The sequence below is a fragment of the Vibrio sp. QJM3NY_39 genome (assembly GCF_057785895.1).
In genome coordinates, this window is sequence record NZ_CM173505.1 from 1,933,852 (window position 1) to 1,946,410 (window position 12,559).

Consider the following 12,559-nt stretch of genomic DNA (forward strand, 5'->3'; position numbering starts at 1 on the left):
TATAACAGCACAAATTCAAGACTTAGATGCGAGCTAACTTTAGGGAGATGCACATTGAATAGGCTTCAAAAGACAACATTAGGGTTAGCTATAAGTATGAGCTTACCGACGACAGCACAAACCCTTGAGCAAGCCGTTGCGTTCACTTTAGAAAGTAATCCTGAAATCAAAAGTGCTTATAACGAATATGTCAGCAAGCGATATCTTAATGATGCTTCTGGCGGTGCTTATCGTCCAAGTATAGACTTGGATGGAGGTATTGGTTACGAACATACCGATCTAGCAACTAACTCAAGCACGACCGATCTGACTCGGAAAGAAGCGACAATTACGCTAACTCAGCTTATCTGGGATGGGGCTAATACATCGAATGATATTGACCGTACCGCGGCAGATGCGGAATCAGTGCGTTATCAATTGATATCTAATGCTCAAGATATCGCATTAGAAGTGACCAAGGTTTATCTCGATGCGGTAAAAGCTTATGAAGTGCTTTCACTCTCTGAAAACAACCTCGCAACCCACAAAAAAATATACAGCGATATTCGCAAGCGTGTTGAATCAGGTATTGGCTCAACGGCAGATATGTCACAGGTAGAAGCACGTATTGCTAAAGCGCACGGTAATTTACTTGCGGCGCAAAACAACCTTTTTGACACTCATACACAATTCAAAAGGCTTGTGGGTCAATCTCCGTTAGGCTTAACCTTCCCTCGTGCAGATGCAGGCGCTATCCCTTACACGGTTGATGGCGCATTAGCAAAAGCGTTTAATCAGCACCCAGTAATTAAGATTGCACAAGCCGATGTAGACTCAGCGAAATTTCAATACAAGCAATCTAAGAGCACCAACTACCCAACGGTTTCTTTTGAAGCCGCTCAAACCTGGCGCGATGATGCCGGTGGCACTCCAGGCAGCAGTGACGAGTTTTCTGCGATGGTTCGTTTAAGATACAACCTTTACAACGGCGGTTCAGACCAAGACCGTGCAGAAAGTGCCGCTTATCAACTAAACAAAGCGAAAGACCTCCGCGAGAGTACTTACCGTAATGTAGAAGAGAGCTTGCGTCTTTCATGGAGCGCACTTGATTTAACCGTTCAACAGAAAGAGTTTTTATCTGACCACGTAGACTCGGCATCAGACACCGTTATCTCTTATGAGAAACAATACCGTATCGGTAAACGTACCCTTCTTGATTTGCTTAACACCGAGAACGAACTATTCGAAGCCCGTAAGGGCTATCTGGATGCCAAGTACGACGAACAATACGCGAAGTACCGAGTAATGAATGCAACAGGAAACCTGTTAACTGGGTTACGCGTCGAAACCCCTCAAGAATGGAATGAAAAGGTAGAATACTAATGAAGCTGATAAAGACTGTATTTCCGCTTTGTCTCATGATTGTCTCTGCCAACGTTTTAGCTGAAACAAGCAATGAAGAATTTGAATATCGGGCTCTTCCAGACATCACGCAAATTTATGATCTCGAAGATGATGATAATGACGGCGTAATTAACGCGCGAGATCTATGTCCCGATACGCAAATTGGTGCAGAGATCGATAACGACGGTTGTGGTTCATATTTTGAATCGTCAGAAAAGAAAGAGCTCCACATACTCTTTGCTAATAACTCTACGGAAATTAACCCTGTTTTCCTAGGGCAGATACGCCAGATGGCTGCATTTTTGAAGCGTTACGAGGGTACATCGATTGAGTTGCAAGGTTATGCCAGTAAAGTGGGCAATGCCAAACACAATTTAAAACTGTCAAAAGAGCGAGCATCCCACGTAAGGCGAGCCCTTATCAGTAATGGTATTCAACCATCTCGAGTCAACATCGTGGGTCATGGTGATTCTGAATTCAGCAGTGATGACAGCCAAATTAATCACGCACTACATCGAAAAGTTGTCGCTTCCGTTGTTGGATTTAAAGGCAACATCAAAGAAGAGTGGCACATCTTCACCAAAATAAAAAAGTAGGATCTATCCTGCGCTTACCATACTGAAACGTGATCTTTAGTTAACGTTTCAGTATGGTGATAATTCCTTGAATAGCATGTACCTAAGCCGTCTATAATGTTAATCTTGCCTCGTTATCAACATAGAGAATTAATCCATGAGCAAACTAACAGCTGATACTCAAGCAAATCTAGAACTTTTCGTTTCTGAAACACAAGAAACTAAACTGGTATGGGGCCTTCGTAATGAAGAAGGTTGGCTAGCATGTGACTCAAGTGAATTCGAAAGCAGCGAAGTGATGCCTTTTTGGTCTTCAAAAGAAGACGCTCAGACTCACAACGTTGAAGAGTGGGCTGACTTCGAAGTATTAGAAATTCCACTAGATATCTTTGTAGAAGATTGGTTACTGACTCTAGCTGAAGACGGCGTTCTTGTTGGTACTAACTGGAATGCAACATTAGAAGGCAAAGAACTTGAGCCTTCTGACCTAGCGAAATTATACATCTAATTTCCGATATCGGTCGTGCGAACAGTACGACCGATACACCTCTGATAAATATCAACAAATTAGAGACTTACCTCGCATAACCTCCTACTTATTCCATTCAAAAATTGAAGCAACATCAAACTAATAATAGAATATCGTTCTTTATCTTATAGATAGTTTCTTGTGACTCACTCTGTTTTTATTACCCTTCTACTGTTCATTAGCTTTTATTCTCATGGCCAAGTATCAACACAAGATCGTCACCAGGGCTCTCCTTTCAACTCATCTAATTTGGATTCAAACACGACTCCAAATACTGATTGGAATGCACTCTACCTCTCGACTCTAACTCATTCCCCATCGCGTGCGTTAAACATTCTGCAAACACGTTATACGAGCTCAACAACATACGGGGATAAGCTTTACCTATCGTCTCTTCTATATCAATACATGAGCCACCGAGATCAGCCATTCTATGGAATCGCTTCAAACGACCGCGAATACCAAGCAATCGAAGAAACGTTTATTTCTGCATTGATGAAAGACGGCCAAGGCCAATATGACGAAGCGCAACAAGGCTTTTTAAGCCTATTAGCCAAAATGCAGTCGCGCAGTGATTTGACTGGAAGAGCCCTACTAAAGTACCAACTATGTCGATCTCTGAACGAGCAAGCAAAATACCATCAAGCGAATTATTACTGTTCTGCACTTCAATCGGACTTACACGACATCGCAGATCCAGTATTGCCTAAATTTGGAACTTATCGAGTCATCGCCAACAATCACCATTTTCGTAGCGACTATCAAGCAGCATTAAGCACCTACCTCGCACTGATCAATGTGTTCCCACAAGGACATGATATTTCCGGTATCTATAACGATGTGGGTAATTTGCTCAGAGAGCTCAAGCAATACGACAAATCAGCGCAGTACCTAGAACAAGCGCTCGAACTCAGAGCCGATGCTTCAGATTTGATGAAAGCTCAAGTACATCATAGCTTGGCTGACTTGTATCTTAGTCAAGGTCAAAGCAACCTAGCGATTTCCCACTTTAAGCAAGCCAAAGTACTGTTGAGTACCTCATCTCATAACTACGGCATCGCTCTGACAAACCTTGGTTTAGGCAAAGCCTACACACAAACCAACAACTATGATTTGGCGAGAGACTATTTAGTCGAGTCTCTGTCCGACTCCAACGCACTAAACAACGATGTCATTCGCATCAACGCGTACTTAGCGATCAGCGACATGTTCGAAGAAAGGAAGCTAACTCAGGAAGCATTGAATTATGCACAGCAAGCTTTAGAGTTGGCTGAGCAAGTCACAAGGCATAAGTACATTGCCAAAGCCCTTCTTCAGCTTTCTGACATTCATCAAGCATTGATCGATTACCAACAGGCGTTTTACTTTTACCAACGATACTCGTCGATACAGATGGAAGCGCGAGACATCGATAATCGATTAGCTTTTGAAGCACTAGACCTGACTCACGCTAAGTATGAGCAACAACTAGAAAGCTCGTTCTTGGCCAATCAAACACGAATTGACCGCTTTCAAATCGAAAAAATGGAACACCAGCGATTGATGTACAACATCCTTATTATTTTATTGCTGTGTACTGCGAGCTTTACGATATTGGTGAACAAAACGGTTCGTGCGAAAGCGGCTGTTGACGCAATGACAAAAGCGTACGGCAGAACCGAAATAATACGAAGAATCAAACGAGTGAAACGCAGTAAAGACGCGAACAGGCAACACGTTCTGGTTTTGCTAGATCTGGATAGATTCAAGAAGATCAATGATGAACATGGACACCCTACCGGTGATAGAGCGCTCGTCCATATTAGCCAGCAAATACGAAAACACTTAATGAATGACGAATTGTTTGGTCGCTTAGGAGGCGAAGAATTTCTCATCATGCTAACCAATACCAAGCCTGTAGACGTGCGAGAGCGCGTCGAAGAGCTACATTACGCCATATCAAGCACCGTCTTCTTAACAGAAAGCAAAAAGCCACTTAATGTAACCGCGAGTTTTGCTTATCTAGCAACCTCAAACGCATTAAGTGACTTTGATGACTTGTACTCGGTTCTTGACCAAGCACTTTATCAAGCGAAGAGTAATGGCCGAAACTGCATCATCGATGCTTATAACGACCCGATCGACTTACCTGATGTTATTTATTCTCAGCCTGTTTGCGAACCAACTCAGCCATAATACCTTCGCGATCACCTAGGTAATCGTTAAGGCCAACTTTTCTTAGTTCACATGCAGGGCAATCACCACAACCACTGCCGATGATGCCGTTGTAGCAAGTCAGGGTTTTATTGCGAACAAGCTCAAGTGCTGAATATTGGTCGGCCATCGCCCATGTTTCAGCTTTGTTCAGCCACATCAGTGGTGTTTTAATATCAAGCTTCTTGTCCATGCCCTGTACAAGCGCAGAATTCATCGCTTTTACAAAATCATTGCGACAATCAGGGTAGCCTGAGAAATCAGTTTCACACACGCCCGTGATTACGGTATTTGCACCGATTTGGTAAGCGTAAATACCTGCCAAAGTTAAGAACAGAATATTACGACCAGGAACAAAAGAGTTTGGTAGTCCATTCTCTTGTAGCTCATGAGACACAGGAATATCGTCACGAGTCAGAGAGCTGATAGCCAGTTCATTCAACAGAGTCACATCCATCACTTTGTGCGCTTTCACACCAAGCTCTTTCGACAACGACTCCGCAACTTCAATCTCGAGTCTATGGCGCTGACCATAGTCAAACGTAATCGCATGAACTTCATCATACTCTTCTAAAGCTTGAACAAGACACGTTGTTGAGTCTTGACCACCACTGAATACTACGACTGCTTTTTTCATCTTAAATCCTTACGAGAATCTTCTACTAGCGACTTATCTAGGCCAGTAAACAAATGCAACCTATGCGATGCTCAAATATTTGTGAGTTTGAATAGATAAACGCCAGTTACGTTCAATACAGGTATCAATACACAGTTGCGTTGCACGTTCTTTTTGGCTAATAGGTTGAAGTGCAATGACTGTATTTTCAGGAACATCGGCTCTAGCAATAAGAGCATCTAGTTGCTCGATATCTTTACCTGTACCAACAGGGTGCTTGATTTCATTCGCACGAACGAGTGCGCTATCAAGGATATCCAATTTGGCTTTCATTGCGACTTTTGGTGACACCGTAACCCAAGTGTCCGGTGTGGCTTTTACTTCTGATGTTCCGCTGGTCTCAATCTGACAGCGACAACCGTGCTGCTCAAATGCTTCAGTAAGAGGGACAAGATCATAGATGCACGGCTCACCACCAGTAATCACAATGTGCTTCGCGGTGTAACCTTGCTTGATATATTCATTCACGATTCCTTGCGCATCAATTGCAGACCAAGTCGGTGAATCCTTTGTCTTAACCATAATATCACCAAGGCTCGTTTCATCTTCCGGCAACGCTTCCCAAGTCTGTTTGGTATCACACCAAGAACAGCCTACAGGGCAAATTTGCAGTCGAACAAAAACAGCAGGAACGCCGGTAAATACGCCCTCGCCCTGGATGGTTTCAAACATTTCATTAATCTTGTACAACTTACCCTCAGCTCAATCATTTGATGAAATTAATCAACCGCAGACCTTAAAGCACTTGCCCCTTTTGGTCAAACAAATGAGTACTGATAAATGAGTTGATCAAAGCCCTAGCCTGAACTTTCAAGTTCCCTTATCCTTTCGCCCATTAGATTTCGTTAGCTTTTAATTTTTTAGTAAGGAACAACATGTACAAACTGATTGCTCTTGATATGGATGGCACACTGCTCAACAGTGATAAAGTAATTTCTCAAGAGAACAAAGACGCGATTGCCAAAGCACGCGCTGCAGGTGTGAAAGTGGTTCTGGCTTCTGGTCGTCCTTTAGAAGGCATGCAGAGTAAGTTAGACGAGCTTTCAATCAAGGGCGAAGATGACTTTGTGCTCTTCTACAACGGCTCTATGGTTCAAAACGTCTCTACAAAAGAACTCATTCACAGTGAGATCAGCAATGGTAAAGCCGCGAAAGAGATCGCAGCCCTCGCTGTACAGCTTGGCGGTTATGTTCATGCATTCAGCAAGATTCATGGCTTAATCACGCCTGAAAACAATGAGTACACAGCTATTGAAGCGCGTATTAATGGCTTAGAGATTACCGAGTTCGACTTTCCTCAACTAGAAGATGACCACGAAATCATCAAAACTATGATTGTCGCCGAGCCAAGCAAGCTGACTGAAATCATCGGCAAGTTGCCACAAGGGCTTAAGACCCAGTTTACTATCGTGCAAAGTGCACCATTCTTCTTAGAATTCCTAAACCCTAATTCAAACAAGGGTGTCGGCATTAAAGCAATAGCTAAACACTTAGGCATTAAAGCGGAAGAAGTGATCTGCATGGGCGATGCTGAAAACGATCACCATATGCTTGAATACGCTGGCCTTGGCATTGCGATGGACAATGCAATGGAAGAAACCAAGAAGCTAGCTGACCACATTACAGCGAGCAACGACGACCATGGTGTAGCGGTCGCGATTGAGAAGTTTATCTTCAACTCATAAACGCTCAGCAGCTATAGTGAGAATTACTTTTTGCTTGTGGCACAAATGACAAAGGCTGTGCACTGCACAGCCTTTTTTGATTTTATATTATTCGGTTCGCCTACTCTCTTTTCCATGGCAGACGAAACGCCACGACGCCAAACAGTATCAAGATTGGGAAACGTAAGGTATCAACAATAAATGAAGCGATGCCACTGAATGAGACAAAACTTCCTGCCCAGCTAATCAGCAGGTTCCCCGCTAACAACATCGCCATCACTCCAAATACAATCTTGAATGAGAACTGACCGACCAAAGGTTTCGAGTCTGTTAACGTCACTAGGCATGCAATCGTCATCAAAATAGCGACCCAGAATGAGAATGTCGGCAGTGGCCATATCACCGTGAGAACGATGGAAAGTAAGCACAATGCCCACCAGACACCTTTAGAACTCAGTAAAGCACTAATATCAACATCAGGTTTCGCATCTAATCTCACGATGTGCCAAGTCGTTAACGCGCCCAATACGCCTCCCATTACCACATCACTAAAGAACGCACTGCCTGAGTAAGACTTAAATAGCATGATCCACAGTAGGCCAGCGAGCACTATCAAAATCGATTTTTGATCTAATAGGCGCTTTAGTTTCCAAAAGACTAACAAAGTTAAACTCACCCACAACGCAGCCAGCAGACTTGGAAAGCTATACCCACTGCTCATCACCAGTTTCAACGTTGGCAAGTAAGCGTGTGGACGCGGAAAACCAAAGCCTTGGTGTGCGATTAAAGTAAGCAACGTCACCGAGATTAAAGTGAAGCCAAACTTCAATGAGAAATTACGCCCAAAATGCCAAGCAATTAGCGGCAATATCACGATGAAAACCCATGGCTTCGCTAACAAGTCTGTCAAAAGCACAGCATTCGCAAACATGCTTGGCATCTTATCGAACGCGTTTTGGAGCGACACAATCCAATTTAATTCAACTTGATGAACTTTGGGTGCCGCACCCACCAGCTCAGTCACATACGTCACCGGTTGGTCCGTCGCGGATAAAAACAGCTCGTTAATCTCAGACCATTGATCTGGGTAACGGTATTGGTTAGCTTGCAACTCAGTTGGAGGTAATAACATCGCTCGACTCACTTCCACGCCGTAATGAGGCGCAAACCAAATCGGCAGCTCAAAGCCACCCAACTCATTTCGAGCTTTGTAACTGATCACTTCAGAGTCAGAGACGCAATCATACACAACGGCACTGTCTGTATAACCCAACACATCACCGACGGTAACAGACAACCCAGCCTCTTCCCATGTTTCACGCTGCGCTGCTACGGCTGGCGACTCACCAGCAACCACAGTACCACCCGGAAGAGATAAATGACCTGTGATCAATTCATCAACCAACACAATTTGGTTATCGGCACGTACTACACACAAAGCGCCCGCGATATGATCGGGAAAAGTGTTGCTTGCCCAAGCGGAAGTGGTACTCAAAAGAGACAATATGAAAACTAATAAATATCGAATAACCAACGAGTTTACCTAAAAAATAATAGAAGAAATTTAAGACTGCTAATGCATCTATTGTAATCAAAGTCACACAAAATCGCTGTCTACGTTTTGTGCAAAGACTTCCTCATCCATTGAATGTGAGGTGTGAACCCCATTTTTTGATAGAAGTCCTTGGCAGGTGAATTAAAGTCCCAAACCTCTACAAAGACTTGTTCAACCCCATAATCATCAAAAGTGCTTTCAATTTTGCTAAACAATTTTTCAGCAATCGATTCTTTTCGATAATCAGATAAGACAAACAGTTCATCGACGCTCCCCATCGGCACTGGTTTGCTCACCGTTGAGATAAGCTCACAAAAATGTCCGGAGATAAAGCCAACAATGAGCTCACCTTTTAACGCCACATAAACCAAGCATTCAGGGTCATCCAAGTACCGTGCAATGCTTTTTTCCTGTTCAATCTCTTCTGCCGTTTTAAAGTGCTCTGGGCTAGCAAGGTGGTGATGATGGTGGAGATCAAACATTAACTCGTTAAGTTGTTCCAAATCCGCGTGCTTTGCAGCCCTTAAGGTAACATTCATGACTATTGCGCTTCTCAAACCAAATTAATATCTAAACTGAGTCTAGTTTACTTGGCGTGAGTATCTATACAAGCTATTGAATTAATTCATTGTTTGAAGTTAGTATTTTAGATACAAAAACGGCCACATTACGTGGCCATTCTGTTTGAATTAACTTTTTCGAACTGATAAAACGAGAATAAGAACTAGCAGCTACACTCCGTCGTTGCCTTTCTCAGTTTTCAGTTCGGCAAGCTGTTGTTCTAGTTCAATAAGCTTAATTTCAGCCTCTACTTCAGCAACTCGCTTTTCAGCTTCAGTACGATTATCTTGCGCTAGACCATCGGCAGTGACTTGGGTTCGCTGAGCATTTCGTGCGTCATCAGTGTCTTTCATAGAACCCGCAACACCACCTGTCACGCCACCTAATGCAGCGCCCTTCACAGCTAAACTCGCATCTCCAGTTAGAGCACCGGCTGTCGCTCCTAATAAAGCACCACCTATTGCACCACGATTACGCGCTGCGTTTTCATTTTCGTTGTCAGTTGCAGGTGATGCACAACCAGAAAGAGTCACAATCAGTGTCGCTAAAAGAAAAGGTTTAGTGAATTTCATAGGAGTCTCGCTTAGTTCTTCGTTTGGAGTAGAGCCATTTTAAGCAGAACTGTTAACCAGATAAATAAAGCTACCTTTAGACGATACATCATACTTAGCTATGTATTTCGTAGTAAACACATAACCGATTTATGACGAATCGCATTGGTGTACTTAATCCATCAGACACAAAAAAGGCGACCAATTAGGTCGCCTCAATCGCTCTTTCTCTATAATTCTTCTCTTTCAGATGTCGCTCTTAGCCTTTAGACCAAAAGTTTTGCATATCCGCAGTACTTGGAGGTGGCCTAACACCGCAATCTCGATAATGATTTTTATCTCCTATACCCAGTACCTGGCCATTTTCCTCATCAATCATAGCGGCAACTTTAACACCGTCTCCCACATGACGAGTCAACACGACAATTTCTCCGGCTCTTTCAGATCTTACCGCACCTAAGATTTGATATTCGTAGCGACCTTTCCTTGAATTAACGATCATCTTCGAGTTAATCGGGTCGGCTTCATATCCCACTCCAATATCAAAAACCGCTTGATAGAGATCGACGCCAGTCTTGGATACACATTTAAATACCTTGGGATGGCTCAAAGGTTCTAACAACGCTCTACTCGCTTCATCCTTTGAAATACTGGCACTAGCAGCACCACTGACCAGTAAAGCAATCAAAAAAAAGTAAGCTCGCATAAAAAGACCTCAATATGTGGGATTCATAATGAGGTCATAGTAAACGCAATGGATAAGCGGATGAATAAAGTAGAGTTTAGTTGAACCATCGCGCTGGCTTATGTATAAATCAACAAGCCGAAGATGATACTACCTAAACTACAACGTCTATTTACCGAGCTTTTCAGCAATTTCAGTTAAGCTGGTAGGATCGTCAATCGTCGAGGGCACCACATACTGCTCACCTTCTGCGATCTGTCGGATAGTTCTGCGTAAGATCTTACCTGAACGTGTCTTAGGTAGCCTCTCAACAACCAAGGCTTGCTTAAAACAGGCGACCGCACCAATCTCATTGCGAACCTTGCCAACCAACTCCGCTTGCAACTCAATGCCATCGACTTTTACGCCATCTTTCAGCACAACTAAACCAAGAGGTAGCTGCCCTTTTAAGTCATCGTGAATACCGACTACCGCACATTCTGCAATGGCTGGGTGACCACCCACTATCTCTTCCATTTCTCCGGTCGACAGACGGTGTCCCGCTACGTTTATCACATCGTCGATACGACCCATGATAAATAGATACCCATCTTCATCAAGGTAGCCGCCATCACCCGAAACATAATAGCCCGGGAATTGGCTCAGATAGCCAGACTCAAACCGATCATGATTGCGCCATACCGTAGGTAAGCAACCAGGCGGTAATGGTCGTTTAAGTGCCACAAACCCTTGTTGATTCGTTTGTGCGATTTCACCCAATTCATTGAGGATCTCCACTTGGTAACCGGGTACTGGCTTGGTTGAAGAACCCGCTTTTACAGGCAAAGATTCAAGCCCTGTTGGATTGGCAGAAATAGCCCAACCCGTTTCGGTTTGCCACCAGTGGTCGATAACCGGTTTATTGGTATGAGACTCGACCCAATCCAATGTTGGCGGGTCCAAACGCTCTCCCGCCATAAAAATCGACTTGAGCGATGATAAGTCATACTTGGTGAGCAACTCACCTTCAGGATCTTCTTTCTTGATTGCTCTAAACGCTGTTGGGGCAGAAAACAGCACATCAACATTGTATTCTTCACAAACACGCCAGAATGCGCCTGGATCGGGTGTTCTTACCGGCTTGCCTTCAAACAGAATAGAGGTGCAACCGTGAATCAGTGGGGCATACACAATATAGGAATGCCCCACGACCCAACCGACATCAGAAGCTGCCCAAAACACACCATCTTGCGGCATATCGTAGATAGTGCTCATCGAGTATTTCATCGCGACCGCGTGACCACCATTATCACGCACCACGCCTTTTGGCTTACCCGTCGTCCCTGATGTATACAATATGTATAGTGGATCAGTAGCTAGAACAGGCACACACACATGAGGTAATGCATCGCTAACCGCTTGTTGCCAAAGTACATCACGTTCATTGTTCAATTCGGCTAGAGACTGCTCTCTTTGGAATACCACGACTTTTTCTGGTTTCCAACGGCTGTCCATGATCGCTCTGTCAACCATTGGCTTATATGGTAGAACCTTGTTTATCTCGACTCCACAAGACGCTGTAATCAACACCTTAGGTTCAGCATCTTCAATGCGAACTGCAAGTTCATGAGGAGCAAAACCGCCAAACACCACCGAATGCACCGCGCCTAGTCGAGCACAAGCCAGCATTGCCATTGCCGCTTCAGGAATCATTGGCATGTAGATCACCACTCGATCGCCTTTGGTCACGCCTTGCGTGGCTAACATACCTGCGACTTTAGCCACTTGGTCACGCAATTGATTGTAAGTGTACGAGGATTGAGTTCCTGTAACTGGAGAGTCGTAAATCAGCGCCGTATTGCCACCTCGCCCATTTTCACAATGATAATCAAGCGCCAACCAGCACGTATTCATTACCCCATCAGGAAACCAACGCTCAATACCGTTATCGTCAGTTTGTAATATCGTTTTTGGTGGTTCAAACCAATCTATCGCTTGTGCTTGTGTTTCCCAAAACGAATTGGGGTCTTCCCTAGCCCATTGATACTCGGTGATATAGTCTGTTTTTCTGTTCATTCGATTCGTAGCAGACATAGTGCCTCCTCCATGATTTATCCATTAGTCCAACCGCCTAGCTTTTGGCAGTAGCACTTGATTGCACTCTTTTCTCAGCGTTGTGTTCGTGAGCATTTAACCGTTCACGACAAT

The 12,559-nt window shown here is 43.9% G+C and carries 12 protein-coding genes; 5 read left to right on the forward strand and 7 right to left on the reverse strand.

Features of this window, described 5'->3' with window-relative positions:
• Window positions 1–96: 96 nt before the first annotated feature.
• From AC3CHU_RS08785 to AC3CHU_RS08800, 4 genes are all read left to right on the forward strand, one after another.
• Window positions 97–1,362: a TolC family outer membrane protein gene (locus AC3CHU_RS08785; RefSeq protein WP_004733615.1), complete on the forward strand. Its 1,266-nt coding sequence runs from the start codon at window positions 97–99 to the stop codon at window positions 1,360–1,362.
• Window positions 1,362–1,979 (forward strand): OmpA family protein, encoded by a 618-nt coding sequence (locus AC3CHU_RS08790; protein WP_102495764.1) that lies wholly within the window; start codon window positions 1,362–1,364, stop codon window positions 1,977–1,979. The genes AC3CHU_RS08785 and AC3CHU_RS08790 overlap by 1 nt, the downstream gene beginning before the upstream one ends.
• A gap of 136 nt (window positions 1,980–2,115) precedes the next feature.
• The gene (locus tag AC3CHU_RS08795; protein ID WP_010438559.1) at window positions 2,116–2,466 is read left to right on the forward strand and encodes a DUF2750 domain-containing protein; all 351 of its coding nucleotides are present in this window, start codon (window positions 2,116–2,118) and stop codon (window positions 2,464–2,466) included.
• A 162-nt stretch (window positions 2,467–2,628) separates the two neighbouring features.
• Window positions 2,629–4,662: a diguanylate cyclase gene (locus AC3CHU_RS08800; RefSeq protein WP_488524375.1), complete on the forward strand. Its 2,034-nt coding sequence runs from the start codon at window positions 2,629–2,631 to the stop codon at window positions 4,660–4,662.
• Here the strand turns inward: AC3CHU_RS08800 and queC are convergent.
• Both queC and queE read right to left on the reverse strand, forming a co-directional pair.
• Window positions 4,622–5,317 (reverse strand): 7-cyano-7-deazaguanine synthase QueC, encoded by a 696-nt coding sequence (gene queC / locus AC3CHU_RS08805; RefSeq protein WP_488524376.1) that lies wholly within the window; start codon window positions 5,315–5,317, stop codon window positions 4,622–4,624. The genes AC3CHU_RS08800 and queC overlap by 41 nt on opposite strands.
• A gap of 60 nt (window positions 5,318–5,377) precedes the next feature.
• Window positions 5,378–6,046, reverse strand: coding sequence for a 7-carboxy-7-deazaguanine synthase QueE (gene queE, locus AC3CHU_RS08810; protein ID WP_308829676.1), 669 nt, complete (start codon window positions 6,044–6,046; stop codon window positions 5,378–5,380).
• Between the two features lie 185 nt (window positions 6,047–6,231).
• On the opposite strand from queE, the gene AC3CHU_RS08815 reads away from it, so the two are divergent.
• Window positions 6,232–7,041: a Cof-type HAD-IIB family hydrolase gene (locus AC3CHU_RS08815; protein WP_488524377.1), complete on the forward strand. Its 810-nt coding sequence runs from the start codon at window positions 6,232–6,234 to the stop codon at window positions 7,039–7,041.
• Between the two features lie 100 nt (window positions 7,042–7,141).
• Here the strand turns inward: AC3CHU_RS08815 and AC3CHU_RS08820 are convergent, their stop codons facing one another.
• From AC3CHU_RS08820 to AC3CHU_RS08840, 5 genes are all read right to left on the reverse strand, one after another.
• Complete coding sequence (locus AC3CHU_RS08820) at window positions 7,142–8,554, reverse strand: bifunctional NUDIX hydrolase/phosphatase PAP2 family protein (protein WP_488524378.1); 1,413 nt, start codon at window positions 8,552–8,554, stop codon at window positions 7,142–7,144.
• A gap of 80 nt (window positions 8,555–8,634) precedes the next feature.
• Complete coding sequence (locus tag AC3CHU_RS08825; RefSeq protein WP_488524379.1) at window positions 8,635–9,114, reverse strand: GNAT family N-acetyltransferase; 480 nt, start codon at window positions 9,112–9,114, stop codon at window positions 8,635–8,637.
• A gap of 192 nt (window positions 9,115–9,306) precedes the next feature.
• Window positions 9,307–9,708 (reverse strand): YMGG-like glycine zipper-containing protein, encoded by a 402-nt coding sequence (locus AC3CHU_RS08830; protein WP_488524380.1) that lies wholly within the window; start codon window positions 9,706–9,708, stop codon window positions 9,307–9,309.
• A gap of 238 nt (window positions 9,709–9,946) precedes the next feature.
• Window positions 9,947–10,393 (reverse strand): hypothetical protein, encoded by a 447-nt coding sequence (locus AC3CHU_RS08835; protein WP_488524381.1) that lies wholly within the window; start codon window positions 10,391–10,393, stop codon window positions 9,947–9,949.
• A gap of 147 nt (window positions 10,394–10,540) precedes the next feature.
• Window positions 10,541–12,445, reverse strand: a complete 1,905-nt coding sequence (locus AC3CHU_RS08840) for a propionyl-CoA synthetase (RefSeq protein ID WP_488524382.1) — start codon at window positions 12,443–12,445, stop codon at window positions 10,541–10,543.
• Window positions 12,446–12,559: the final 114 nt, after the last annotated feature.